Below are 26,259 nucleotides of genomic sequence, written 5' to 3' on the forward strand. Positions count from 1 at the left end.
AGCCGCCTGCCGCATTCGCTTCTATCGTGGGAACACACTGATGGTTGGCGCCAAGGCAGGCAGCACATGAGGAAACCGCAACCGATCGACTACGCGGCGGTCTTCCAGGCCCTGCCGGGCATGGTGGCGCTGCTGACGCCCGAGCTGGTGTACGTCGACGTCAACGACGACTTCGCGCAGCTGGCCGGGCGCTCCCGGGAGCAGCTCCTCGGGCGCTACATCTTCGACGTCTTTCCGGAGAACCCGAACGACCCGGCCGCCGCCGGAATGCGGGAGACCAGGGAGTCGATGCTGCGCGTGGTGGCCACCGGCGAGCGGGACACCATGGCCGTGCTCCGCTACGACATCGAGGACGCCCAGCGGCCCGGCCACTGGCAGGAGCACTTCTGGAGCCCGGTCAACGCCCCCGTCCTCGGCCCGGACGGGAAGGTGGTGCTGGTCGTGCACCGGGTGGAGGAGGTCACCGAGCTGCTGCGTGCCCGCGGCAGCCTGACCGACAGCGACCGGGCAAGCGTGCTGGAGGCCGAGCTCTACACCCGCGCCCGGGAACTGCAGGAGGTCAACGAGCGGCTGCGCAGGGCCCACGCCCATGAGCGCGAGGTGGCCCTTGCCCTGCAGACGGCGATGATGCCCACCCCGAGGCATCTCGGTCCGCATCAGGCGGCCGTGCGCTACCGGCCCGCCATCGGTGACCTCAACGTGTGCGGTGACTGGTACGACCTGGTGGACCTGCCGGGCGACCGGATGGCGGTCGCGGTCGGCGATGTCGTCGGCCACGGTCTGGCGGCCGCCTGCGCCATGGGGCAGCTGCACAGCGCGCTGAGCGCGGCCACCCGGGTCGCCGACGGACCGGCGCAGGCCCTGGAGGCCCTCGACATGTACGCCTGCTCCGTCGACGGGGCCGAGTCCGCCACGGTGGCGACGACCTTCATCGACTGGGGCGGGCACAGCATCACCTACAGCTGCGCCGGCCATCCGCCGCCCGCCGTGCTGCACCCGGACGGCACCGTGTCCTTCCTCGACCGGGCAACCGACCCGCCGATCGACGCGCGCCCCGGTCGCGTCGCCCGGCCGCAGGCCCGTGTGCCCTTCGCGGAGGGCGACACCCTGGTGCTGTACACCGACGGTCTGATCGAGCGCCGCAGCGAGGACATCGACACCAGCCTGGGCCGCCTCGCCGACTGCCTGGCCCGCCACCGCCGGACCGCTCCCGAGACCCTGGCCGACGCCCTGCTGGCCGACCTTCTCCCCGCCACGGGCAACACCGACGACACCGCCCTGGTCGTCGTCAGCCTGTAGCCGAGGGCCCGACCTACCGAAGCGCTCCCGCCAAGACGGCCGCATGGGCACTGCCTCCGGCCGGCGCTCACCCATGCCCGTCGTACTGCACATGGCACCCCAGGCGTCCCCCAAAGCGCGAAAGACCCTCGCCTTTGACATCGTTCCGGGCCTTTGCGGCAAGGCCGCCTACGGATTCGCCTCAGTCTCCCCCGTACTCAGCAGGAGGTACACCGCATGGTCGGCAGACATGCAGCGGGCAGGCACCGCGCCGCCCTGGCCACACTCGGCACCCTCGTCCTCACCGCGATCCCCGCGGTCGCCTCGGCGGCTCCGCCGCCCGCACCCGGACCCCTGCCCGCCGGGAACCGGTCACTGGGCGCCGACAAACCCTCCGCGCAGATCCTCAGCGCGATGCAGCGAGACCTGCATCTGACGCGGGCGCAGGCGGCCACCCGACTGGTCAACGAGGAGGAGGCGGGCACCCGTGCGGGCCGGCTGCACAACGCCCTGGGCGGGCACTTCGCCGGAGCCTGGGTGAGCGGGAAGACCTCCGCAGAGCTCACCGTCGCGACCACCCATGCTCAGGACGTGCCCGCCATCAAGGCGCAGGGCGCCAAGGCCGTGGTCGTCAAGGCGCCGCTCAGCGCCCTCGATGCCGTCAAGGCGAAGCTGGACGCGGCCGCCGTCCGTGTGAAGACGCACGACACCCCGGTCTGGTACGTCGACATGCCGGCGAACCGGGTCGTCGTCGAGGCGACCAGGCAGTCGGCGGCCGCCGCCTTCCTCAAGGCCGCCGGCGTGGAGGACCGCGGTGTGGCGGTCCGGCTGACCAAGGAGCGGCCGCGGCTGATGGCGGACCTCGTCGGCGGCGAGGCCTACTACATCAACAACGCCGCCCGCTGCTCCATCGGCTTCTCCGTCACCAAGAGCCAGCAGCAGGGCTTCGTCAGCGCCGGCCACTGCGGCAAGGCCGGCGACAAGACCACCGGCTACAACAAGGCCGACCAGGGCACCTTCCAGGCGTCCACGTTCCCCGGCAAGGACATGTCCTGGGTGGCCGTCAACAGCAACTGGACCGCCACGGCCGACGTCAAGGGCTCGGGCGGCAGGAACACGCAGGTCGCCGGCTCGGTCCAGGGGCTCGTCGGGGCGTCGGTCTGCCGCTCCGGCTCCACCAGCGGATGGCACTGCGGCACGATCGAGCAGCACAACGCGTCGGTCGACTACGCCCAGGGCACCGTCGACGGTCTGACCCGGACCACGGTGTGCAGCGAACCGGGTGACTCCGGCGGGCCGTTCCTCTCCGGCGCCCAGGCGCAGGGCGTCACCTCCGGCGGCTCGGGCGACTGCACGGCCGGCGGGACCACCTTCTTCCAGCCGGTCAACCCGATCCTCAGCACCTTCGGCCTCACCCTGAAGACCGCGTCCGTGCAGACCGGCCCGCCCGCGCCGCAGGGCTCGGCCACGGCGAGCGCATGGTCCGTCGGCCGCGTCTACGAGGTGGGCGCCACGGTGACCGTCGCGGGCGTGCGCTACCAGTGCCTGCAGACCCACCAGGCGCAGGGTGCCTGGTCGCCGGAGGGCACCCCGGCGCTGTGGCAGCGGATGTAACCGCCGAGGGTTGCGGTGCGGGGGCGCGGCCCCCGCACCGCCCGCTCAGCGGACGAGTTCCGCGGCCCTGATCGCCTTGCCCAGCAGCCACTCCAGCCGTCCACGCCGGAATGGGTGTGCATCTAGATGTATTCGGCCGCCGCGTCCAGCAACCAGTCCGTCAGGTAGCCGGCGAAGGACGAACGGACCAGGACCCAGAATCCGGCGCCGGCCTCGTCCCGGGCGACCAGGACGACCTGGGTGCGGCCCAGCGTCGTCTGGGCGCAGCGGCCGGTGCCGAAGGCGCGCGGATGCAGGTCCAGCGCGCAGCCGTGGGCGAGCAGGTCGCGGGCGCTGGGGCCGGAGACGAGGAGGGTGGTGCGCTGGGCGGAGACGTCGGTGACGGAGACGGGCTCCTCCCCGACGGCCGCCCGGATCCGGGTCTCCAGGTCCCGCTCGCTGCCCGGCGGGCCCACCACCAGCCATTCGTCCGGACCGAGCCACAGCGCGGTCAACTCCCCCGCGCGGATGGCCGTGTTGGGTTCGAGCGGCAGCTGCAGGCCCAGTGCGAGCCCGACCGCGTCGGCCGCTCCGCCCTTGGCGTCCAGGCGGACGTTCACCTGGGCCAGGAAGGGGAGTTCGGCCAGCCGGACCGCACCCTGGGAGGTGCGGGTCGCGGCGGCCAGGCGGTCGGCGTAGGGCGCCAGGGGGCTGCGGGGCGGGGCGGTGAGTGCGGTGTCAGCCATCGCGGCGGGCTCCCTCGGGGTCGTAGAGAACGGGGCCGGCGACGGTCACCGGGACCAGGCGGTCGCCGACGGGGGCGTACAGCCGCTCGCCGATGCGCTCCCGGCCGCCCTTGATCAGGGCCAGCGCGAAGGTGCGGCCGAGGGCGGCGCTGCGGTAGCTGGAGGTGACGTGGCCGAGCATCGGGACGGGCGGCGCGGGCAGCTCGCTGTCGGCGACCAGCTGAGTGCCCTCCGGGAGGAAGGTGCCGGGGTCCTCCGGGAGCAGGCCGACCAGGTGCTTGCGGTCGGGGCGGACGGTGTCGGCGCGGGCGAAGGAGCGCTTGCCGATGAAGTCGGGCTTCTTCTTCGACACCGCCCAGCTCATCCCGAGGTCGTGCGGGGTGATGGTGCCGTCGGTGTCCTGCCCGATGATCGGGTAGCCCTTCTCGGCACGCAGGACGTGCATGGTCTCGGTGCCGTACGGGGTGATGCCGTACGGGGCACCGGCCTCGTACACCGCCTCCCACAGGGCGAGGGCCTGCCACGGCGACACGTTGATCTCGTAGGCGAGTTCACCGGAGAAACTGATCCTGCACACGCGCGCCTCGATGCCCGCGACGGTCGTCTCCCGCCAGGCCATGAACGGGAAGTCGTCGTTGGAGACGGCGAGTTGAGGCGCGAGCGAGGCGAGGACGTCGCGGGACTTCGGGCCGACCAGGGCGACGGTGGCCCACTGCTCGGTGACCGAGGTGCAGTGCACCTTCAGCTGAGGCCACTCGGTCTGCAGCCACTCCTCCATCCAGTCCAGTACGGTCGCCGCGTTGCCGGTGGTCGTGGTGACCAGGAAGCGGTCCGGGGCGAGACGGATGACCGTGCCGTCGTCGAAGACCATGCCGTCCGGCCTGCACATCACGCCGTAGCGGATCATGCCGACCTTCAGGGTGCTCATCATGTTGGTGTAGAGCAGGTCGAGGAAGACGCCGGCGTCCGGGCCCTGTACGTCGATCTTGCCGAGGGTGGAGGCGTCCATGAACCCCACGCTCTCGCGGGTGGCCGCGCATTCGCGCAGCACGGCCGTCTCCATGTCCTCGCCGTCCTGGGGGTAGTACCAGGGGCGCTTCCACTGGCCGACATTCTCGAACAGCGCGCCGTGTTCGACGTGCCATCCGTGCAGGGCGGTGGTGCGGACCGGGTCGCTCAGCGCGCCCCGGTCCCGGCCGGCCAGGGCGGCGAAGGAGACGGGCGTGTAGGGCGGCCGGAAGGTGGTCGTGCCGAGCGCGGAGATGTCCACCCCGAGCAGGTCGGCGACCACACCGCCGGCCAGGACGCCGGAGGTCTTGCCCTGGTCGTTGGCGGTGCCGGCCGTCGTGTAGCGCTTGGTGTGTTCGACCGAGCGCATGCCGGCGCCGGTCGCGCGGGCCAGGTCGTCGACGGTGACGTCGCGCTGGAGGTCGACGAAGCGGGGGGCGCCTTCGCGGCCGGGGACGGTGAAGACCTGCATGGGAGGCGTGCCCTGCGGCTGGGCGGGCACGGCCGGGAGCGCCGGGGCGTCCGGGGTGTAGCCCTCGGCCTCGATCGCCCGGGCACCGGCGGCGGCACCCTGGGCGAGCACTGCGGCCAGGTCGAAGGCGCCGTTCGCGCTGCCCGCGACCTCGACGGCCTGCCGGACGACGTCGGGCACGAAGGTGCCGAGCGCCTCGTCGTAGCGGAGCTTGCCGCCCGCCTGGCTGAACAGGTGCGCCACCGGGTTCCAGCCGCCGGAGACCAGCAGCAGGTCCGCGGCGAACTCCCGCTGCGCCGCGGTCTCCCCGTACGGCGCCACGCTCACGGCGGTCAGCCGCGCCTCGCCCTCGGTGCCGGTCACCGCGTATCCGGCGAGCACCTCGATGCCCGCGGCGCGGGCGCGGTCCGCCCACTCGCCGGGTGCGGGGCGGGTGTCGACGATCGCCGCGATCTGGACGCCCGCCGCGGCGAGGTCCAGTGCGGCGGCGTAGGCGCTGTCGTTGGTGGTGAACACGACCGCGTGACGGCCGGGCAGGACGCCGTGGCGGTGCAGGTGGGTGCGGGCCGAGGCGGCCAGCATGATGCCGGGGCGGTCGTTGTCCGCGAAGGCCAGCGAGCGCTCGTGGGCGCCGGTGGCGAGGACGACGCGGCGGGCGCGGATGCGGTGGACGCGCTCGCGGGAGACGTTCTCGGGGGCCGCGGCGCCGAGGTGGTTGGTGCGGCGCTCCACGGCGAGGAGGTGGTTGTCGTCGTAGTAGCCGAAGACGGTGGTACGGCGCAGCACGCGCACCTCGGGGGCGGACTCCAGCCGGGCACCCGACTCGTCTGCCCAGCCGGGGAGTTCGCCGGTGCCGAGGAGGCTGCCGCCGAGTTCGGGGCGGTCGTCGGCGAGGATGACGCGGGCGCCGCTGCTCGCCGCGGCCGCTGCCGCCGCGAGGCCGGCGGGGCCGGCGCCGACGATCAGCAGGTCGCAGTGGGTGTGTACGGCGTCGTAGCGGGCGGGGTCCGGCCGGGTGGCCAGGCGGCCCTGGCCGGGGAGGCTGGTCGCGACCAGGCCGTCGTAGAGCTCGACGGTCGTCGCGGGGAGCATGGGCTCGGGGAAGGGTTCCTCGATCTGGATGACGGCGTTGGGTTCTTCCACACCGGCGGAGAAGATGCCTCGGGGGCGGCCGAGCTTGATGCTGGTCGCTGCGGTGATCACTCCGTTGGCCAGCAGTGCCGACGCCAGGGTGTCGCCGCGGAAGCCCTGGTATTCGGTGCCGTCGAAAGTGAACGTGAGGGGGGTGTCACGGTCGATTCGGCCACCCGCAGCCAGACGATGAGGTTGGCTGTCGTGCCGTGCTGGCGGCTCCGCCCCCAGACCCCCGATCGGCCCTGAAGGGGCCTCGTCCTCAAACGCCGGACGGGCTGGTTGTGCCGGCCGGGGCTCGGCAGTGGCCGTGAGTGAGGCTGGGGTGACCCGCCGGGGCTCGACAGCGGCCGGGCGCTGCTCACCTGCCCGGTACACCGCCAGGATCTCGTTCGTCGACGTGTCCCGTACCGCGTTGAACCAGCGGCGGCAGCCCGCCGAGTGGCTCCAGCGTTCGGCGAAGGGGCCCTTCGGGTTGTCGCGGAAGAACAGGTACTTGGCCCACTCCTCGTCGGTCAACGCCGACGGGTCCTGCGGGTACGCCACATGCGCCTGGCCGCCGTAGTGGAACTCGGCTTCGTCGCGGGGCCCGCACCACGGGCATGAGATCAACAGCATGGTTCGGGCTCCCTAGTGGGCCACCGCGGCAGCGCCGTGCTCGTCGACGAGCGCGCCGGTGGTGAAACGGTCGAGCGAGAAGGGGGCGTTGAGGTGGTGAGGCGTGTCGTGGGCGATGGTGTGGGCGTAGACCCAGCCGACGCCCGGCGTGGCCTTGAAACCGCCCGTTCCCCAGCCGCAGTTGAGGTAGAGGTTGTCGACGGGGCTGAGGCCGACGATCGGCGAGGCGTCGGGACTGACGTCGACGATGCCGCCCCAGGTGCGGAGCACATGCGCACGGGCGAAGACCGGGAAGAGTTCCAGGGCCGCCGCCATCTGGTCCTCGATGATGTGGAAGGCGCCGCGCTGGGTGTAGGAGTTGTACGCGTCGATGCCCGCGCCCATCACCAGTTCGCCCTTGTGCGCCTGGCTGACGTACACGTGGACGGCGTTGGACATCACCACGGTGGGGTGCACCGGTTCCAGGAGTTCCGACACCAGGGCTTGAAGGGGGTGGCTCTGCACCGGGAGGTCGATGCCGGCCATGGCGGCGAGGACCGAGGTGTGGCCCGCGGAGCAGAGGGCCACCTTGCCGGCCGCGATCGGGCCGAGGTTGGTCCGGACGCCCACGACCCGGCCGCCCACCACGTCCAGGCCGGTGACCTCGCAGTTCTGGATGATGTCGATGCCGGCCGCGTCCGCTGAGCGGGCGAAGCCCCAGGCCACGTAGTCGTGCTTGGCGATGCCGGCGCGGGGCTGGTAGGTGCCGCCGAGGACCGGGTAGCGCACGTCGGGTGAGATGTTGACGATCGGGCAGACCTCTTTGACCTGCTCGGCGTCGAGCCACTCGGCGTCGACGCCGTTGAGGCGGTTGGCCTCGACACGGCGGACGCTGTCGCGGACGTCCTGGAGGCTGTGGGCGAGGTTCAGCACACCGCGCTGGGAGAAGAGGATCGGGTAGTCAAGTTCCTCGTCCAGGCCCTCCCAGAGTTTGAGGGCGTGCTCGTAGATGCCGGCGCTCTCGTCCCACAGGTAGTTGGAGCGGATGATCGTGGTGTTGCGGGCCATGTTGCCGCCCGCGAGCCAGCCCTTCTCCAGTACGGCGACGTTGGTGATGCCGTGGTTCTTGGCCAGGTAGTGGGCGGTGGCCAGGCCGTGGCCGCCGCCGCCCACGATCACCACGTCGTACGACCGCTTGGGCTCGGGGTTGCGCCACAGGAAGTCCGGGTGGTCGGGGAGGTCGGCGCCGGGGGTGGTGGGGCTCATCGGGCGTCTCCTGAAGTACCGGAAAGGTGCGGGTAGAGCGGGTGCTTGGCGGCCAGGGCCGCGGTGCGGGCGCGCAGGGCCGCGATGTCGGGCTCCGGCTGCAGGGCCAGCGCGATCACGTCGGCGACCTCCGTGAAGTCCTCCTCCGTGAAGCCGCGGGTGGCCAGCGCCGGGGTGCCGATGCGCAGGCCGGAGGTGACCATGGGCGGGCGGGGGTCGAAGGGGACGGCGTTGCGGTTGACGGTGATGCCGATCTCGTGGAGGAGGTCCTCCGCCTGGCGGCCGTCCAGCGGCGATTCCCGCAGGTCCACAAGGACCAGGTGGACGTCCGTACCGCCGGTCAGGACCTTCACGCCCGCGGCCGCCGCATCCGCCCGTGTGAGGCGCTCGGCCAGGATGCGGGAGCCGGCCAGCGTGCGGGCCTGGCGTTCGGCGAACTCCGGGGACGCGGCGACCTTGAAGGACACCGCCTTCGCGGCGATGACGTGCTCCAGGGGGCCGCCCTGCATGCCGGGGAACACCGCCGAGTTGATCTTCTTGGCGAGGTCCGCCTCGTTGGTGAGGATGACTCCGCCGCGTGGGCCGCCGAGCGTCTTGTGGGTGGTCGTGGTGGTGACATGGGCGTGCGGGACCGGGTTCGGATGGAGCCCCGCCGCCACCAGGCCCGCGAAGTGCGCCATGTCGACCATCAGCAGGGCGCCGACCTCGTCGGCGATCCGGCGGAAGGCCGCGAAGTCCAGCTGCCTGGGGTAGGCCGACCAGCCCGCGATGATCATCTTGGGGCGGTGTTCCTTGGCGAGCTGCTCGACCTCGTCCATGTCGACCAGGTTGTCGGCCTCGGAGACGTGGTAGGGCACCACGTTCAGCATCTTGCCGCTGTAGTTGATGCGCATGCCGTGGGTGAGGTGTCCGCCGTGCGCGAGGTCGAGCCCGAGGATGGTGTCGCCCGGCTGGAGCAGCGCGAAGAAGACGGCGGTGTTGGCCTGGGCGCCCGAGTGCGGCTGGACGTTGGCGTAACCGGCCCCGAACAGGGACTTGATGCGCTCGATCGCCAGCCGCTCGGTGACGTCGACGTGTTCGCAGCCGCCGTAGTAGCGGCGGCCGGGGTAGCCCTCGGCGTACTTGTTGGTCGCGACCGAGCCCTGGGCCTCCATCACGGCGGTGGGCGCGAAGTTCTCGGAGGCGATCATTTCGAGGGTGGACTGCTGACGGTGGAGTTCGGCGGCGAGCGCTTCGTGGACCTCGGGGTCCAGCTCCGCCAGGGGTGTGTTCAGCGCGTTCATACGGCGTTCGCGTTCCTCTCGGCGGCCTCGACGACGTTGGCCAGCAACATCGCGCGGGTCATGGGGCCCACACCCCCGGGCATCGGCGCGAGCCAGCCGGCGACCTCGGCGGCCTCCGGGTGGATGTCGCCGACCAGCCCGTTCTCGGTGCGGGTGATGCCGACGTCCAGGACGGCCGCGCCGGGGCGCAGCATGTCCTTGGTGATCAGTCCGGGCGACCCGGCCGCCGCGATGACGATGTCCGCCTCGCGCACGTGCCAGGACAGGCCCTTGGTGCCGGTGTGGCAGAGGGTGACGGTGGCGTTCTCAGAACGTCGGGTGAGGAGCAGGCCGATGGGCCGCCCGACGGTGATCCCGCGTCCGATGACGCACACCCGGGCGCCCGCGAGGGGCACCTCGTAGCGGCGGAGCAGTTCGACGATGCCCCGTGGGGTACAGGGCAGCGGCGCCTCGGTGCCCAGGACGAGCCGGCCGAGGTTGACGGGGTGCAGTCCGTCGGCGTCCTTGGCCGGGTCCATACGGGCCAGCACGGCGTTGGCGTCCAGGTGCCCCGGCAGCGGGAGCTGGACGATGTAGCCGGTGCAGGCCGGGTCGGCGTTGAGTTCGTCGATGACGTCCTCGACCTGCTGCTGGGTCGCGTCCGCGGGCAGATCACGCCGGATGGAGGCGATCCCGACCTGAGCACAGTCCCGGTGCTTCCCGCCGACATAGGCATGACTGCCGGGGTCGTCCCCGACCAGCACGATACCGAGCCCGGGCGGCCGTCCGCCGGTGGCGGTCAACTTCGCGACACGCTCGGCAAGTTCACGGCGAATCGCAGCGGCGGTCGCCTTCCCGTCTAGCACTTGGGCAGTCACCGACGGCACTCCTTCAAACTGGGCGGGAGTTGAGCGCCCCGACAGGGGCGCGGGGAACTGCGCGACCAGCCACGAAACACCCGCAGCCAGTCGACAACCGATCGCGGCACTACGAACCACTCACCCACGAAGACGGGACATCGTCGGGTCGAACAACGGCTCCTCGGCCACGACCGCTTCGATGCGCTGATCGAAGTACCCGATGTGCAGCCTGGCGCCGGGCACGGCAACCTCAGCCGGCAGCCACGCATACGCGATGCCCTTACCGATCGTGTAGCCGTACGCCGCACTGGTGACGTACCCGACCGCACGGTCACCGTCGTACACCGGCTCCTTGCCGAGGACGACGGACTGCGGGTCGCCGATGGTGAGGCAGGTCAACTTGCGCCGCACGTTCTCCTTGCGGCGCTCAAGTGCCGCCTTGCCGACGAAGTCACCCTTGTCGAGCTTCACGGCGAACCCGACGCCGGCCTCGTAGGGGTCGTGCTCATAGGTCATGTCGGTGCCGAAGGACCGATACCCCTTCTCCAGGCGGAGGCTGTTGAAGGCGCCGCGGCCGGCGATGATGCCGCCGAGCGGCCTCGCCGCCTGCCACAGGGTGTCCCAGAGCTTCTGGCCCTGGTCGGCGGTGGTGTACAGCTCCCAGCCGAGTTCACCGACGTACGACAGGCGCATCGCGGTCACCGGCACCGAGCCGACGTAGGCCCGCTTGGCGCGGAAGTACTTCAGGCCGTCGTTGGAGAAGTCCTCGTCCGTCAGCGGCTGCAGCACCTTGCGGGCCAGCGGGCCCCACAGGCCGATGCAGCAGGTGCCGGGGGTGATGTCGCGGACCTGGACGGTGCCGTCGGCGGGGAGGTGGCGGGTGAACCAGTCGAGGTCCAGGTTGCCGTTGGCGCCGACCTGGAAGAGGTCGCGGGCCAGGCGGGCGACGGTGACGTCGCTGCGGATGCCGCCGTCGTGGTCGAGCAGGAGGGTGTACGTCACCGAGCCGACCGACTTGGCGACCTTGCCGGTGACCAGCTGCTCCAGGAAGTCGGCGGCGCCGGGGCCGCTGACCTCCAGGCGCTTGAGGGCCGTCATGTCGTACATCGCGACGGTCTCGCGGGTGGCCTGCGCCTCCGCTCCGACGATGGGCGACCAGAACTGCGCCGCCCAGTCGTTGGGCGTCGGGATGTTGCGGCCCTCGACCAGGGAGGCGTTGGCCTCGTACCACTGCGGGCGCTCCCAGCCGTTCGCCTCCAGGAAGAAGGCGCCGTGCTCCTGCTGACGGGCGTGGAAGGGGCTGGTGCGGATCGGGCGCGGCTTCCCGGACGGCTGGAGGGGGTGGAGGATGTCGTAGACCTCGACGAAGTTCTGGCAGTCGCGGGCCAGGACGTACTCCGGGGACAGCTGGTGCGGCTCGAAGCGGTTGACGTCGCACTCGTGCAGGTCGAAGGAGGAGCAGTAGCCGTCGACCAGCCACTCGGCCATGGCCCGGCCGACGCCCGCGGAGTGCGTGACCCACACGGCCTCGGCGACCCAGAAGCCCTTGACGTCCTGGGACTGGCCGAGCAGCGGATAGTTGTCGGTGGTGAAGGAGAAGAGGCCGTTGATGCCCTCCTCGATCTTCGCCTCCTGCGTGGCGGGCAGGAGCGACTGGGTCTCCGTCCAGGCCGGTTCGAAGTCCTCCTCGGTGAACTTCAGGACCGACGGCATGGGCGCGGACTCGTCGAAGGAGAGGATCTCGTCGGCGGTGACGGGCATCGGGCGGTGGCCGTAGTAGCCGATGCCGATGCCGTCGAAGCGGTCGCGGTAGTAGAGGTCGGCGTCCTGGTGGCGCAGGATCGGGCGGACGGCTTCCTCGGTCTGCCCCGCGAGCGCCGGAACGGGCCCGGTCCAGGCGAGCTGGTGGGCGAGCGGGGTCAGCGGGAGGTTCATGCCCACCATGCGGGCGATCTTCGGGCCCCAGATGCCGGCGCAGCACACGACGACGTCGGCCGGGATCTCGCCCTGGTCGGTGAGGACGCCGGTGACGCGGCCGTCGGCCTGCTGGACGTCCAGGACCTCGTGGCGGGCCAGGAAGGCCACGCCGCGCTCGGTGGCGCGGCGGATCTGTGCCTCCACGGCGAGGACCGCCTTGGCCAGGCCGTCGGTGGGGACGAGGAGGCCGCCGAGAACCTTGTCCCGGTTGACCAGCGGGTGCTGCTCGACGCACTCGTCGGCGCTCAGCAGCCGGGCCTCGATGCCCCAGGCGGTGATCCAGCCGTGGCGGCGGTGCAGCTCCGCGAGGCGCTCGGGGGTGGTCGCCACTTCGAGGCCGCCGACCTGGAGGAAGCAGGGCTTGCCGTCGACGTCGAGGGAGCAGAACTTCTCGACCGTGTAGCGGGCCAGCTCGGTCATGGTCTTGGAGGAGTTGGTCTGGAAGACCAGGCCCGGCGCGTGTGAGGTGGAGCCTCCCGTGGCGGGCAGCGGGCCCTGGTCGACCACGGTCACTTCGGTCCAGCCTCGCGCGGAGATCTCGTCAGCGAGGGCCGCTCCCACGACGCCCGCTCCGATGATCACCACTCGGGGTCCCGCCATCGCCGCACCTCCGAAATTCAAAACCGTCGAGTTGCTTTCTGCGCAACGTGATTCAGGTTGCGCAACTCAGCGTGCCTGTCGCGGGAGGGGGTGTCAAGGGGTGCGTGACGTCGGAAAACGGGCCTCAAAAGCCGAGCTGGACATGGCGATGCCCGGCGGGCGGCGTGCACTGGTGCACGCCGCCCGCCGGGCATGTTCGACCGTCCGCGAGTCCGGCTTCCGGGGCCGGGCTACTTGATCCAGGCGTCCACCTTGTCCTTGTGGGCCTCGACCCACTTCTTGGCGGCCGCGTCGTCCGTCATCTTGTCCTGGGCGATGTACTTGGCGACCTCGTTCTGGTCGTCGTTCGTCCAGGTGAAGTTCTTCACCAGGTTGTAGGCGGGGCTGCCGGACTTGGCGAACTTCGCGCTGACGACCTTGTTGAGGTTGTAGACGGGATAGTCGCAGGCGATCTTCGCCGCGTCGGCGTCACAGCCCGTCTTGTAGGCGGGCAGGGCGACCTTCTTCAGCGGGACCTCGGAGAGGAACCACTGCGGCTCGTAGAAGTAGCCGATCACCCACTGCTTGTTCTTCTCGGCGGTGCGGAAGGCCTGGATCAGCGCCGTCTCACTGCCCGCGTACACCACCTTGAAGTCCAGCTTGAGGTTCTTGACCAGCGCCGCGTCGTTGGTGACGTAGGACGGGTCGCCGTCCAGGAGCTGGCCCTTTCCGCCCGACTCGGAGGTCTGGAACTTCGACGCGTACTTGTTGAGGTTCTTCCAGTCGAGGATGTCGGGGTGCGCCTTGGCCAGCCACGGCGGCACGTACCAGCCGATGATGCCCTTGTTGCCGGTCGGGCCGGCGTCCACGGCGGTCTTCTGGCCGCTGATGTACTTCTTCACCAGGTCGGCATGACCCCAGTTCTCCAGGACGGCGTCGACCTCGCCGGTGCCGAAGCCCTGCCAGGCGATCTCTTCCTTGAGGTTCTTCTTGTTGACCGTACAGCCGAGGTTGTGCTGGGCGACGTACGCGACGACCGCCGCGTCCGCCTCGTAGCCCACCCACGGGTTGACGGCCAGGTTGAAGGTGCCGCACTTGCCCGAGCTTCCCGAGCCCGCGGAGGAGCTGTCGCCGACCTTCGCTCCGCCGCACGCGGTGAGGGTGAGGCCGAGGACGGCCAGGCCGGCCGCTCCGGCTTGCCAGTGTCTTGCCATGGTGTGGTGCTCCTTAAGCGCCGGCGCGGCGGGCCGCAGCCTGAGTGATCCGGTCGAACATGACTCCGAGAAGGACGATGGCCAGACCCGCGGCAAGCCCCTTCCCGTACAGCTGCTGCTGTGAGAAACCGGCCACGACGTCGTAGCCGAGAGCGCCTGCCCCTACCAGGCCGCCCACAACAACCATCGACAGCACATAGATCAGGCCCTGGTTGGTGGCGAGCGTCAGGGCACTGCGTGACATCGGCAGTTGAACCTTGGTGATGATCTGCCAGGTGTTGCACCCGGCGGAGGTGGCCGCCTCCACGGTGGTTTCGGGCACCGCCCGGATCCCGTCCGCGATGATCTTCATGGCGACGGGGGCCCCGTAGACGATCGCGGCGACGATGGCCGTGAAGCGTGTGGGGCCGAACAGCGCGAGGAACGGCACGAGGTAGACGAAGGGCGGCATGACCTGGGCGGCGTCCAGGGTGGGCCGGATCAGCCGGTCCACCATCATGCTGCGGCCCATCCACACCCCGAAGACGATGCCGAGCACCATCACCAGCACCGTCGCGACGAGCGTCGAGGCCAGCGTGGTCATGGCGTCCGACCACAGACCGGTGCCGACCAGCAGGCCCACGCAGACGGCCGTGGTGACCCCGGACTTCCAGCCGCCGAGCACCACGCCCAGCGCCACCAGCACCGCGCCCACGAGCCACCACGGGGAGTCCGTGACCAGCGTCTGGAACGGGTTGAGCAGGCCGTTGGTGATGACGTCACGGATGGCGTTGGTGACGCCCGAGAGGCTGTCCTGCGCCCAGTTGGTCGCACTGTCGGCCGCGCTCGCGATGTGGCTGCCGACGGTGCCGTCACCGGGGAAGTCGGCCGCCCACAGATAGGTGTGCGACAGGTAGATCAGGACCGCGGTGACGGCCGCTCCGGCGCCCAGCAGCGGTCGCCGCCACTTCGCGAAGTCGTGCTTGGCGTTGCGTGCGTTCTCCTCGCGTGCGGCCGCCGCGGTGGTCACCCGGTCCAGGACGATCGCCATGACGACGATGGCGAGGCCCGCGTTGAAGGCGGTGCCGACGTCGAGCGACTGCAGTGCCTGCAGGACGATCACGCCGAGGCCCGGTGCGTTGATCAGGGCCGCGATGGTCACCATGGCCAGGGCGGCCATGATGGTCTGGTTGACGCCCATCACCACGGTCCGCTTGGACATCGGCAGCAGGACCTTCAGCAGCGACTGCCGGCGGGTGGCGCCGAGGGAGTCGGCCGCCTCGACCGTCGTCTTGGAGACGTTGCGGATGGCGTGCGCGGTGATGCGGATCGTCGGCGGGGCCGCGTAGATCACGGTGGCGATGGTGGCGGAGGCGCCGCCGATGAGGAAGAACAGGGTCAGCGGTGCCAGGTAGACGAAGGTCGGCATCGTCTGCATGAAGTCCAGGAACGGCGTGACGATCCGGTTGAACCGGTCCGACAGCCCGGCCCACACCCCGAGCGGGATCGCGAACAGCAGCGCCACGAACACCGCGGAGAGGGTGAGGGAGAGGGTGTCCATGCTCTGCTGCCACAGCCCCTGCAGCCCGAAGAAGGTGAACCCCGCCACGGCCAGCAGCGCGACCCGCCAGTTGCCCACGGCCCAGGAGACGTAGCCGGCGATGCCGACGACGCCGAGCCAGCCGATCTCCGGGACCGGACGGGCCCCGGACGGCTGCGAGATCAGGTGCTGGATGAAGGTCACCAGGTTGTCGATGACCAGCCGGATCTCGTTGAAGAAGTACAGGAAGAGCGGGTTGGAGTTGCGGTTGGCGCCGATGGAGTCGTTGAAGTCGTTGATCCACCGGTGCAGATCGGTCAGGTCGGCCGCCGCCAGCGACAGCGTCTGCTTGCCGCGCAGTACGGCGAACAGCACCAGCCAGACGACCACGATCGCGCCGACCACCATGGGCCGGCTGATCTTTCGCGCCGCCTTGACGGGCGCGACCGGCTCCGCGGCCTCCGCTTTCTCCGGCTTTTCTATGGCGACGGTCATCACGCGCCGCCTTCCTGCCCGGCGACCACCGCGAGGATCTCCTCGTCGCCGACGATGCCGAGCAGCTTGCCGTCCTCGACGACCTTGATCGGCTTGTCGGCCGCGAGCACCGCCCGGGTGGCCTCCTTCACCACGACGTCCGGGCCCAGCTCGGGACCGTCCAGCTCGTCACCGTCCGCCGGCGCCCGCATGATCCAGCGCAGGGTGAGGACGTCGCCGCGGGGCACGTCCTTCACGAACTCGCGGACGTAGTCGTCGGCCGGGGCACCCACGAGTTCGTCGCCGGTGCCGCACTGGACCATCTTGCCGTCGCGCATGATCAGGATGCGGTCGCCCAGCTTCAGGGCCTCGGAGAGGTCGTGGGTGATGAACACCATGGTCTTGCCGACCTCGTGGTGCAGGCGGATGACCTCGTTCTGCATGTCACGGCGGATCAGCGGGTCGAGTGCGGAGAACGGCTCGTCGAAGAAGAGCACGTCCGGGTCTCCGGCGAGCGCCCGGGCGAGGCCCACGCGCTGCTGCATACCACCGGAGAGCTGGTCCGGGTAGGAGTTCTCGTAGCCGGCCAGGCCGACCAGCTCGACGACTTCCATGGCCCGCCTGGTGCGCTCCGCCTTGCTCATGCCGCGGATCTCCAGGCCGAAGGCCACGTTGTCCACGACCCGGCGGTGCGGCAGCAGCCCGAAGTGCTGGAAGACCATGGAGAACTTGCGGCGGCGCAGGTCGCGCAGCCGGGCCGCGTCCGCCTCGCGGATGTCCTGGCCCTCGAAGACGAGCTCACCCGAGGTGGGTTCGATCAGCCGGGTCAGACATCGTACGAGGGTGGACTTCCCGGAGCCGGACAGTCCCATGACCACGAACACCTCGCCCTTGCGGACGTCGAAGTTCACGTCACGGACAGCGGCGGTACAGCCGGTGCGGTCCATCAGCTCGCGGCGCGAGAGACCGCACAGCTCCTCTGAGCCCGGCACCCGGTCGGCCTTCGGCCCGAACACCTTCCACAGATTGCGCACGGATATGACGGGCGTGCCGTCCGAGTCCTGGGGGGTGCCACGCCGCTGCGGCACCTCTGTCTGTGTGGGGGTCACGATCGACCTCATTTCGGCGTTCAGCCGCGGAACCAGCGCTGCGGCCGGGGTTGGATGTTCTGCCAGATGTGCTTGGGCTCTCGGTACTCGTCCAGGCCGGTCGGTCCCAGCTCCCGGCCCGTGCCCGAGTGCCCGAAGCCACCCCATTCCGCCTGCGGCACATAGGGGTGGTAGTCGTTGATCCAGACCGTGCCGTGGCGCAGCCGCCGGGCGACCCGCTGGGCCTTGCCGGCGTCCTGGGTCCAGACGGCGCCGGCGAGGCCGTACTCGGTGTCGTTGGCGATGCGGACGGCATCGTCCTCGTCGGTGAAGCGTTCGATGGTCAGCACGGGCCCGAAGGACTCCTCGTGCACCACCCGCATGTCCTGCGTGCACGCGTCGAGCACGGTCGGCGGGTAGTAGTGACCGTTCGCGAGGTCGGGGTCGGTGGGCCGCTTCCCGCCGCAGCGCAGTACGGCGCCCTCGGCGATGCCCGCGGCGACGTACGCCTCGACCTTCGCCAGGTGCTGGGCCGAGATCAGCGCTCCGGTCTCGGCGTCGGGGTCGAAGGGGCCGCCCAGGCGGATCTGCCGGGCGCGGCGGACCACCTCGTCGACGAAGCGGTCGTGCAGCGAGTCCTCGACGATCAGCCGGGCGCCGGCCGAGCAGACCTGCCCGGAGTGCAGGAAGACGGCCGTGAGAGCCATGTCCACGGCCGTCTCGAAGTCGGCGTCGGCGAAGACGACGTTGGGGTTCTTGCCGCCGAGCTCCAGCGCCACCTTCTTCACGGTGGCGGCCGCGGTGGCCATGATCCGCTTGCCGGTCTCCAGGCCCCCGGTGAAGGAGACCATGTCGACGCGCGGGTCCTCGGACAGCGGTGCGCCGACCTCCGGGCCGGTGCCCAGGACGAGGTTGGCGGCGCCGGCCGGCAGCCCGGCCTCCTGAAGTGCCTTCATCAGCAGGATGGAGGTGGAGGGGGTGAGCTCGCTGGGCTTCAGGACGATCGTGTTGCCGGCGAGCAGCGCCGGGGCGACCTTCCAACTGGCCTGCAGCAGTGGGTAGTTCCAGGGGGTGATCAGTCCGCACACGCCGACCGGCTCGTACACGACGCGGCTGATGGCGTCCTCGCGGCCGGTGTCGATCACCCGTCCGGCGTCGGTGCCGCCGATCCCGCCGTAGAAGCGGAAGCAGGAGACGACGTCGGCGATGTCGTACTCGCTCTCCACCAGCCGCTTGCCGGTGTCCAGCGACTCGGCGCGGGCGAACTCCTTGGCGTCGCGCTCGAGGATGTCTGCGGTGCGCAGCAGCAGGGCGCCGCGCTCACGCTCGGGGGTGCGGGGCCAGGGGCCCTCGTCGAAGGCACGGCGGGCTGCGGCGATCGCCGCCTCCGTGTCGGGACGCGTCCCCTCCGCCACAGTCGCCGAGAGGGTGCCGTCGGCGGGGCAGCGGATTTCGCGGCGCCCGCCGGCCACCGGCTCGCGCCACTCTCCGTCCACATACAGATCTGCCACGCGCCAAGCCTTTCAACCGAAATTCGTTGCGCATCGTGCATTCAATTGCTTGTGGTGGAACACCCTGACGAATGTCCAGACAGACGTCAAGAGGTTGGCCGATGACGATTTCGCAAGGGGGCCAATGCCCCTTCCTCTCTTGACCGAGGGGCCCCACGGCCCGACCATGTTGCGTATCGCTCACCTTGTTGTGCAATACGCACCGACGGAGGCCGCACATGTCCCCTCGCCCGCAACCCGGCCGTGAGTTCGTCCTCACTCTCTCGTGTCCCGACAGCGCGGGACTGGTCCACGCCGTGAGCGGCTTCCTCGTCAGGAACTCCGGCAACATCCTGGAAAGCCAGCAGTTCGATGATCGACTCCAGGGCCGCTTCTTCATGAGGGTCCACTTCGACGTTTCCGATCCAAACGCGGATCTGGAAACTCTGCGTTACCGGTTCGGTCCCGTCGCCGAGGCCTACCGCATCTCCTGGAAGCTGTGGGACGCCTCGACCCCGACCCGGACGCTGATCATGGTGTCCAAGTTCGGCCACTGCCTCAACGACCTGCTCTTCCGCCGCCGCACCGGCGCCCTCAACATCGAGATCCCCGCGATCGTCTCCAACCACCGGGACTTCGAGGGCCTGGCGGAGACCTACGGCATCCCCTTCCACCACGTCCCGGTGACCAAGGAGACCAAGCCGGAGGCGGAGGCTCGGCTGCTGGAGCTGGTGCGCGACCTGGACGTCGATCTCGTGGTGCTCGCCCGCTACATGCAGGTCCTCTCCGACGACCTGTGCAAGCAGCTGGAGGGCCGCGCGATCAACATCCACCACTCCTTCCTGCCCAGCTTCAAGGGCGCACGCCCGTACGTCCAGGCCTACGACCGCGGAGTGAAGCTCGTCGGCGCGACGGCGCACTACGTGACCTCGGACCTGGACGAGGGCCAGATCATCGAGCAGGACGTGGTCCGCGTCGACCACTCCCTCGACCCCGGCGAGCTGGTCACGGTCGGCCGGGACGTGGAGGCCCAGGTGCTGGCGCACGCGGTGAAGTGGCACAGCGAGAGCCGCGTGATGGTGGACGGCAACCGCACGGTGGTCTTCCGCTGAGCGGTACGGCACGAGACGGGCGGGGCTGGTCTTCCAGCCCCGCCCGCTTTCTGTATACGGATGCACAGGTGATCTGGCTGTATACGCGAGACGGTGCATCGTGGGCGCCGGCCGCCGATTCCAGCCCGTCCGGCGTTTGAGGACGAGGCCCCTTCAGGGCCGAAGCGGGGGCCTGGGGGCGGCAGCCCCCAGCACGCCCGCTGCACCCCCCTCAGCCGCCAAGCCGCTCCAGCACCGCCCGACGCCACACTTCGGTCTCGGCGATCTGGTTGAAAGTGAACACGTGCAGGCCCGCCACACCCGCCGAGGGCGCCGTGAGGGCAGCCTCGCTGCGCTCCAGCAGCCGGTCAGGTGAATAGCCCCCCGGGGCGGCGAACCGCAGGAACCACGAGGCGTGCTTCGTCAGGAACCGCGTCGACTCCCCCACCCCGATCTTCGTCGCCATCGCCAGCAGCTTGGTCCGCTGCACGGGCCCCGCGACACCCACGTACACGGGCAGGGAGACGTCCCGCCGCCGTATCCGGGCGATCCACTCCCCCAGCACACGCGGGTCGAAGCAGAGGTTGCTGACGATGTACGTGGCGTGGGCGCGCTTGTCCCACATCGACTGGATGGTGAGGTCGTCGTGGATGAGGGGATGGCTCTCGGGGTAGCCGGTGATGCCCACGTGGGCGAAGGGCTCGCCCAGCTCGGTGAGCCTGCGCAGCACCGGCAGGGCCCCGTCGTAGGCCCCGGCCGGCGGGTCCGCGTCCCCCGCCGGCACGAAGACGTCGTCCACGCCCGCCTCGCGCAGCCGCTCGACGACCTCCTTCAGATGCACCTCGTCCCGCAGCAGCCGTGCGGGCACGTGCGGCACGACGCGGTAGCCGTGCTCCGCGAGCCGGCCCGTCAGGTCGAGGGTCGGCTCCAGGCCCTTGACCGGCGACGCCGTGACCGTGACCACGACGTCGCGCGGGACATGGGCGAGGACCTTGTCCTCGGTGGCCTTCGCGGGCAGCACCTCGTAGCGGACGCCGTCCAGCAGCGCCCTCAGCCCGGTGGCGTCCAAGGCCGGCTACCCGGCCTGCTTCTGGGCGTCGCGGTGGCGGTAGTACGCGGCCTTCGACGGCGCCAGGGGCTCCTTGCCGAGGATCAGGTCGGCGGCCTTCTCGGCGACCATCATCACGGGGGCGTAGATGTTGCCGTTGGTGACGTACGGCATCACCGACGCGTCGACGACCCGCAGGCCCTCCACGCCGTGCACGCGCATGCTGGTGGGGTCGACGACGGACATCTCGTCGGTGCCCATCTTGCAGGTGCAGGACGGGTGCAGGGCGGTCTCGCCGTCCTTGGCGACCCAGTCGAGGATCTCCTGGTCCGTCTCCACGGACGGGCCGGGCGAGACCTCGCCGCCGTTGAAGGGCGCGAGCGCGGGCTGGTTGAGGAGCTTGCGGGCGACGCGGATCGCCTCGACCCACTCCCGGCGGTCCTGCTCGGTGGAGAGGTAGTTGAAGCGCAGCGCCGGGTGTTCGCGCGGGTCCCTGCTCTTGATCTTCACCGAGCCGATGGCGTCGGAGTACATGGGGCCGACGTGGACCTGGTAGCCATGGCCGCCGGCGGGCACGGAGCCGTCGTAGCGGACCGCGATGGGCAGGAAGTGGAACATCAGGTTGGGGTAGTCCACGTCGTCGTTGCTGCGGCAGAAGCCGCCTGCCTCGAAGTGGTTCGTGGCCGCGGGGCCCTTGCGGAACAGCCACTGCAGGCCGATGAAGGGGGCCCGCCACTTGGCCAGATACGGCTGCATGGAGACGGGCTGCTTGCAGGCGTACTGGATGTACACCTCCAGGTGGTCCTGCATGTTCTCGCCGACGCCCGGCAGGTCGTGCACGACGTCGATGCCGAGGGCGCGCAGCTCCTCCGCGTTGCCGACGCCGGACAGCTGCAGCAGCTGCGGTGAGTTGATCGCGCCGCCGCACAGGATGACTTCCTTGGCGCGCACCTGCTTCAGGGCGCCCTTGCCGCGCTGGTACTCGACGCCGACGGCCTTCTTGCCCTCGAAGAGGACGCGGGTGACCAGGGCGCGGGTCGTGACGGTGAGGTTGGGCCGCTTCTTCGCGGGCTTGAGGTACGCCTTCGAGGCCGACAGCCGGCGTCCGCGGTGGACGTTGCGGTCGAACTTGGCGAAGCCCTCCTGCCGGTAGCCGTTGACGTCCTCGGTGGGGGCGTAGCCCGCCTCCTGGGTGGCCTTGAGGAAGGCGCCGAAGAGGGGGTTGGTGGCCGGGCCGCGCTCCAGGACGAGGGGGCCGTCGTGGCCGCGGAACTCGTCGTCCGGGTCGGCGGCCAGGCAGTTCTCCATCCGCCGGAAGTAGGGCAGACAGTGCGCGTAGTCCCAGGTCTCCATGCCGGGGTCGGCCGCCCAGCGCTCGTAGTCCATGGGGTTGCCGCGCTGGAAGATCATGCCGTTGATGCTGCTGGAGCCGCCGAGCACCTTGCCGCGCGCGTGATAGATGCGCCGGCCGCCCATGTGGGGCTCGGGCTCGGACTCGTACTTCCAGTCGTAGAAGCGGCTGCCGATCGGGTACGTCAGCGCCGCGGGCATGTGGATGAAGACGTCCCACGGGTAGTCGGACCGGCCTGCCTCCAGGACCAGCACCTTGTTCGCCGGATCAGCGGAGAGTCTGTTCGCCAGTGCACTGCCGGCCGAACCGCCGCCGACGATGACGAAGTCGTATTGGGGAGCCATGGTGCCTCGTCTCGCTCGCGCCGTAGATACGCGAGGCATGCTAGTACCAGTAGCGCTATACGCACTAGGTTGCGAGCCACGCAACTTACGGGGTGTTGATTTCGCCACGGTTACTTGCAGTCGTGTTGTTTACTGCGCGTATAGTTTCGGAGTGAGCAACCACAGCCAAGACACCGAAACGTCAAATTCGCAGGCCGGCGGAGTGCAGTCGGTCGACCGAGCCATCAGCGTCCTGGAGATCCTCGCGCAGCGCGGCGAGGCGGGCGTCAGTGAGGTGGCCGCTGAGATCGATGTTCACAAGTCCACCGCCTTCCGCCTGCTCGGCGCCCTGGAGGCGCGCGGTCTGGTGGAGCAGGCGGGCGAGCGCGGCAAGTACCGGCTCGGCTTCGGCATCGTACGCCTGGCCGGCGCGGTGACGGGACGCATCGACATCACCCAGCAGGGCCGCCCGGTCTGCGAGCGGCTCGCTGAGGAGATCGGTGAGACGGTCAACATCGCGGTGCTGCAGGAGCACTACGCGATCAACCTGTACCAGGTGCGCGGCCCCGGAGCGGTCACCGCGCACAACTGGGTCGGCCAGCTGACGCCGCTGCACGCGACGTCGAGCGGCAAGGTCCTGCTCGCATACCTGCCCGCCAAGGAGCGTGCCGCGCTGCTGGCCGAGGCGGGTCTGAAGAAGGTGACTCCGCACACCATCACCGCGAAGGCGAAGCTGGAGAAGCATCTCGCCGAGGCTCGGGAGGCCGGCTACGCCTGGACCATGGAGGAGTTGGAGATCGGTCTGCACGCCATGGCCGCCCCGGTCCTGGACCGGGACGGCGAGGTCATCGCGGCGGTCACCGCCTCCGGGCCCTCGTACCGCTTCACCGAGGAGCGGATGCGCGAGCTGGCGCCCGTGCTGATCAAGGGTGCGGAGGAGATCAGTCACCGCATGGGCTACCTGGGCTGAGTCACCCCTGGGACAGGCCCAGGCGCTCGTTCACCCAGTCGTGGAAGGCTCCGATGTGGTGCTCGCTGGGCACCAGCACGCCGCCCTTGGCGTACATCCGGGAGCTCATGCCCGGCTGTGTGCGCTCGCAGGCGTCGAAGTCCTGGCGGTTGACTCGGTCGAAGAGCTCCACGGACCGGCTGACGTCCTTGCCGCTCTCGACGACGTGCGGGAGGTAGAGCCAGTCGCACTCGACGATCGTGCGGTCGACGGCCACCGGGTACATCCGGTGGAAGATCACGTGGTCGGGGACGAGGTTGATGAAGACCTGCGGCTTGACCGTGATCGCGTAGTAGCGGCGGTCCTGGTCCTCGGCGACCCCCGGGATGCGGTCCAGGCCCTCGGAGCCGTCGACGGTGAAGCCCTGCACCTCCTCACCGAACTCGGCGCCGTGCCCGACGTAGTACTGCGCGGCGTAGCCGTCGGCGAACTCCGGGAGCACCTCGGTGAGTTCGGGGTGGATCGTGGCGCAGTGGTAGCACTCCATGAAGTTCTCGATGATGAGCTTCCAGTTCGCCTTCACGTCGTAGACGATCCGCTTGCCCACGGAGAGGTTGTCGATGTCGTAGTGCTCGATCGACTCCACGTCGCCGAGTCGGGAGACCACCTCGCCGATGACGTCCTCCTCGAAGGAGGGCGGGTTCTCCGCCAGGCACACCCAGACGTAGCCGAGCCATTCGCGCACGGCCACGCTGACCAGGCCGTACTCGGTGCGGCCGACGTCGGGCATCTTGGTGAGGTTGGGGGCCGCGACCAGCTTGCCGTTCAGGTCGTAGGTCCACGCGTGGTACGGGCACTGGAAGGCCCGCTTGACCTCACCGGTCTCCTCCGTGCAGAGCTTGGCGCCGCGGTGGCGGCACACGTTGAAGTACGCGCGGATCGAGTTGTCCCGGGCGCGGGTGACGAGGATGCTCTCGCGGCCCACGTCGACGGTGCGGAAGGCGCCGGGCTTGGCCAGCTCGGAGGAGCGCGCCACGCAGAACCACATGGTCTCGAATATGCGCTCCTGCTCCTGGGCGAAGATCGCCGGATCCGTGTAGGAGGAGCCGGGAAGGGTGGCGATCAGGCTGTCCGGCAGGCTGGTCGAGGTCACGGTGCACTCCTCGGGGAACGTGGGAGACGGGCTACGCTGCGGGCCGCAGTCGTCAGCAGCAAGCTTGGGGAAGCGCCCCGTAGGGGCGCGGGACTGTATCGACATGCGGCTCCGCCGCGGGGCGCGACCAGCCACAACGGCGCCGCGGAAGAACAACAACCCATTTCGCTGCTCACCGCGGAGCGCCAAGCTGCTTGCGCCAGCGGGTGAACAGCCGCGGCTGGTTCATCCCGAGCACGGCGACCGGCTGTCCGGCACGCCGGTAGACGGCCAGGACGTTGCGGTCGTCCGCAGCGCCCTCCTCCACCGTCACACTGTCGGCGCCGGCCGCATGACCGGCGAACTGGATCTTCACACCGTACTGGTCGGACCAGAAGTACGGCGGCCGGGGCACACCCGGCTCCACCGCGCCGCCCGCCAGCAGCGTGGCGACGGCGGCGTCGGGGCGCTCGCGCGCACCTGTCCAGTGCTCCACGCGGCGATGGGTGCCCGCGCGGGGGTCGTACCAGTTGGCGCAGTCGCCGACCGCGACCACACCGGCCAGGCTGGTGCGGCCGTCCGCGCCGCACTTCACCCCGTTGTCGAGGGCGACGCCGGAGCCTTCCAGCCACTCGACGCACGGGCGGGCACCCACACCGACGACGACGATGTCGGCGGGGACGCTGCGGCCGTCCTCCAGCAGGACGGCGTCGACCTGACGCTCGCCGCTGAGCCCCTTGACGCCCACGCCGCACAACAGCCGTACGCCGTGATCCGCATGGAGCGCGGAGACGATGGCGCCCATGGTCTCGCCGAGCGGGCCGGCGAGCGGCGTCGGGGCCGCCTCGATCACCGTCACGTCGAGCCCGAGGGCGTGGGCCGTGGAGGCGACCTCGGCGCCGATGAAGCCGCCGCCGATCACCACGAGGCGTCCACCGCGGGCCAGTTCGTCCCGCAGGGCGCGGGCGTCGTCCAGGGTGCGCAGGGTGTGCACCCCGGAAAGGCCCTCCGCACCCGGCAGGGTGCGCGCGGCGGCACCGGTCGCGATGACGATGCCGTCGGCGCGGAGCTGACTGCCGTCGGCGAGCCGCACGGCACGGCGGTCGCGGTCGAGGCCGCTCGCGCGGGCGCCGAGCAGCCACTCGGCCCCCAGGTCCTCGTCGTCCGTCTCCAGCACGAGGTCGGCCTCGCCGATCGTGCCGGCCAGGAACTCCTTGGACAGCGGAGGCCTGTCGTACGGCCGGTGGGTCTCGTCGCCGATGACGACGAGCCGCCCGTCGTAGCCCTGCTTGCGCAGTGAGCGCGCCGCCGACAGGCCGGCGAGCGAGGCGCCGACCACGGCGACCGTTCTCACGCGGGACCTCCGGCGAGGCGGGAGGCGATGCAGGGCGGCAGGTTGGGGGCGTCGGTGGACACCTGGACGTAGATCATGCCGTCCTCGACGACCACCTCGTGCGTCCGCACCGGCAGCTTGGCCGGCGGGGCGTCGACGGCGCCGGTGCGCAGGTCGAACTTGGAAGCGTGCAGCGGGCATTCCACCTCGCAGCCCTCCAGCCAGCCGTCGGCGAGCGAGGCGTCCTGGTGGGTGCAGGTGTCGTCGATGGCGAAGACCTCGCCGTCATCGGTATGGAACACCGAGACCGGCGGATCGATGTCGAGCCGGAAGGCCTCACCTCGCGGGAGATCCGCGAGACGGCACACGGGAATCATCATGACACCTCGGTGCGTATAACGAAACGGATTGCGGTAAGCGCAACATCAGTCTGAGGTCGCCCTGAACCCTTGTCAAGGAGTTCAGGGTCTCCGATGAC

General features: G+C 70.2%; 19 protein-coding genes. 4 read left to right on the forward strand and 15 right to left on the reverse strand.

Annotation, left to right across the window (positions count from 1 at the left end):
- Positions 1–66 precede the first annotated feature (66 nt).
- Both ACWCRD_RS41595 and ACWCRD_RS41600 read left to right on the forward strand, forming a co-directional pair.
- On the forward strand, positions 67–1,299 hold the full coding sequence (locus ACWCRD_RS41595) for a PP2C family protein-serine/threonine phosphatase (protein ID WP_450970871.1): 1,233 nt from the start codon (positions 67–69) through the stop codon (positions 1,297–1,299).
- Between the two features lie 216 nt (positions 1,300–1,515).
- Positions 1,516–2,892, forward strand: a complete 1,377-nt coding sequence (locus tag ACWCRD_RS41600) for an alpha-lytic protease prodomain-containing protein (RefSeq protein ID WP_450970872.1) — start codon at positions 1,516–1,518, stop codon at positions 2,890–2,892.
- A 122-nt stretch (positions 2,893–3,014) separates the two neighbouring features.
- On the opposite strand, the gene ACWCRD_RS41605 is transcribed toward ACWCRD_RS41600, so the two are convergent.
- The 10 genes from ACWCRD_RS41605 to ACWCRD_RS41650 form a co-directional block, all read right to left on the reverse strand.
- Positions 3,015–3,617 carry a sarcosine oxidase subunit gamma gene (locus ACWCRD_RS41605; RefSeq protein ID WP_450970873.1) on the reverse strand — a complete coding sequence of 201 codons (603 nt, stop codon included), beginning with the start codon at positions 3,615–3,617 and terminating at the stop codon, positions 3,015–3,017.
- The gene (locus ACWCRD_RS41610) at positions 3,610–6,846 is read right to left on the reverse strand and encodes a sarcosine oxidase subunit alpha family protein (RefSeq protein ID WP_450970874.1); all 3,237 of its coding nucleotides are present in this window, start codon (positions 6,844–6,846) and stop codon (positions 3,610–3,612) included. Before ACWCRD_RS41610 ends, ACWCRD_RS41605 begins: the two co-directional genes overlap by 8 nt.
- 12 nt (positions 6,847–6,858) lie before the next feature.
- A complete protein-coding gene (locus tag ACWCRD_RS41615) occupies positions 6,859–8,091 on the reverse strand; it encodes a sarcosine oxidase subunit beta family protein (RefSeq protein WP_030928490.1) in 1,233 nt (410 codons plus the stop codon).
- Positions 8,088–9,374, reverse strand: coding sequence for a serine hydroxymethyltransferase (gene glyA, locus ACWCRD_RS41620; protein WP_450970875.1), 1,287 nt, complete (start codon positions 9,372–9,374; stop codon positions 8,088–8,090). Before glyA ends, ACWCRD_RS41615 begins: the two co-directional genes overlap by 4 nt.
- Positions 9,371–10,231 carry a bifunctional methylenetetrahydrofolate dehydrogenase/methenyltetrahydrofolate cyclohydrolase gene (locus tag ACWCRD_RS41625; protein ID WP_450970876.1) on the reverse strand — a complete coding sequence of 287 codons (861 nt, stop codon included), beginning with the start codon at positions 10,229–10,231 and terminating at the stop codon, positions 9,371–9,373. Before ACWCRD_RS41625 ends, glyA begins: the two co-directional genes overlap by 4 nt.
- Before the next feature lie 120 nt (positions 10,232–10,351).
- On the reverse strand, positions 10,352–12,790 hold the full coding sequence (locus tag ACWCRD_RS41630; RefSeq protein ID WP_450970877.1) for a GcvT family protein: 2,439 nt from the start codon (positions 12,788–12,790) through the stop codon (positions 10,352–10,354).
- Positions 12,791–13,020: 230 nt separating this feature from the next.
- Positions 13,021–13,983, reverse strand: a complete 963-nt coding sequence (locus tag ACWCRD_RS41635; protein WP_450970878.1) for an ABC transporter substrate-binding protein — start codon at positions 13,981–13,983, stop codon at positions 13,021–13,023.
- A 13-nt stretch (positions 13,984–13,996) separates the two neighbouring features.
- A complete protein-coding gene (locus ACWCRD_RS41640; protein ID WP_450970879.1) occupies positions 13,997–15,997 on the reverse strand; it encodes an ABC transporter permease in 2,001 nt (666 codons plus the stop codon).
- Positions 15,997–17,085 carry a quaternary amine ABC transporter ATP-binding protein gene (locus tag ACWCRD_RS41645; RefSeq protein ID WP_450970880.1) on the reverse strand — a complete coding sequence of 363 codons (1,089 nt, stop codon included), beginning with the start codon at positions 17,083–17,085 and terminating at the stop codon, positions 15,997–15,999. The genes ACWCRD_RS41640 and ACWCRD_RS41645 overlap by 1 nt, the downstream gene beginning before the upstream one ends.
- A 20-nt stretch (positions 17,086–17,105) precedes the next feature.
- A complete protein-coding gene (locus tag ACWCRD_RS41650) occupies positions 17,106–18,575 on the reverse strand; it encodes an aldehyde dehydrogenase family protein (protein WP_450970881.1) in 1,470 nt (489 codons plus the stop codon).
- Between the two features lie 218 nt (positions 18,576–18,793).
- On the opposite strand from ACWCRD_RS41650, the gene purU reads away from it, so the two are divergent.
- Positions 18,794–19,666 carry a formyltetrahydrofolate deformylase gene (gene purU / locus ACWCRD_RS41655; RefSeq protein ID WP_450970882.1) on the forward strand — a complete coding sequence of 291 codons (873 nt, stop codon included), beginning with the start codon at positions 18,794–18,796 and terminating at the stop codon, positions 19,664–19,666.
- Positions 19,667–19,877: 211 nt separating this feature from the next.
- On the opposite strand, the gene ACWCRD_RS41660 is transcribed toward purU, so the two are convergent.
- Together ACWCRD_RS41660 and betA are read right to left on the reverse strand one after the other, a co-directional pair.
- Positions 19,878–20,714 (reverse strand): 5,10-methylenetetrahydrofolate reductase, encoded by an 837-nt coding sequence (locus ACWCRD_RS41660; protein WP_450970883.1) that lies wholly within the window; start codon positions 20,712–20,714, stop codon positions 19,878–19,880.
- A 6-nt stretch (positions 20,715–20,720) separates the two neighbouring features.
- Complete coding sequence (gene betA / locus ACWCRD_RS41665) at positions 20,721–22,388, reverse strand: choline dehydrogenase (RefSeq protein ID WP_450970884.1); 1,668 nt, start codon at positions 22,386–22,388, stop codon at positions 20,721–20,723.
- Between the two features lie 202 nt (positions 22,389–22,590).
- Here betA and ACWCRD_RS41670 point away from each other — a divergent pair, with 202 nt between their 5' ends.
- On the forward strand, positions 22,591–23,337 hold the full coding sequence (locus ACWCRD_RS41670) for an IclR family transcriptional regulator (protein ID WP_232653007.1): 747 nt from the start codon (positions 22,591–22,593) through the stop codon (positions 23,335–23,337).
- Between the two features lies 1 nt (position 23,338).
- Here the strand turns inward: ACWCRD_RS41670 and ACWCRD_RS41675 are convergent, their stop codons facing one another.
- The 3 genes from ACWCRD_RS41675 to ACWCRD_RS41685 all read right to left on the reverse strand — a co-directional run bounded on the left by ACWCRD_RS41675 (position 23,339) and on the right by ACWCRD_RS41685 (position 26,161).
- A complete protein-coding gene (locus tag ACWCRD_RS41675) occupies positions 23,339–24,469 on the reverse strand; it encodes an aromatic ring-hydroxylating oxygenase subunit alpha (protein ID WP_450970885.1) in 1,131 nt (376 codons plus the stop codon).
- Between the two features lie 172 nt (positions 24,470–24,641).
- Positions 24,642–25,802: an NAD(P)/FAD-dependent oxidoreductase gene (locus ACWCRD_RS41680; RefSeq protein ID WP_450970886.1), complete on the reverse strand. Its 1,161-nt coding sequence runs from the start codon at positions 25,800–25,802 to the stop codon at positions 24,642–24,644.
- Positions 25,799–26,161: a bifunctional 3-phenylpropionate/cinnamic acid dioxygenase ferredoxin subunit gene (locus ACWCRD_RS41685; RefSeq protein WP_030928447.1), complete on the reverse strand. Its 363-nt coding sequence runs from the start codon at positions 26,159–26,161 to the stop codon at positions 25,799–25,801. Before ACWCRD_RS41685 ends, ACWCRD_RS41680 begins: the two co-directional genes overlap by 4 nt.
- Positions 26,162–26,259 lie beyond the last annotated feature (98 nt).

Source organism: Streptomyces sp. NPDC002092, from assembly GCF_053593775.1.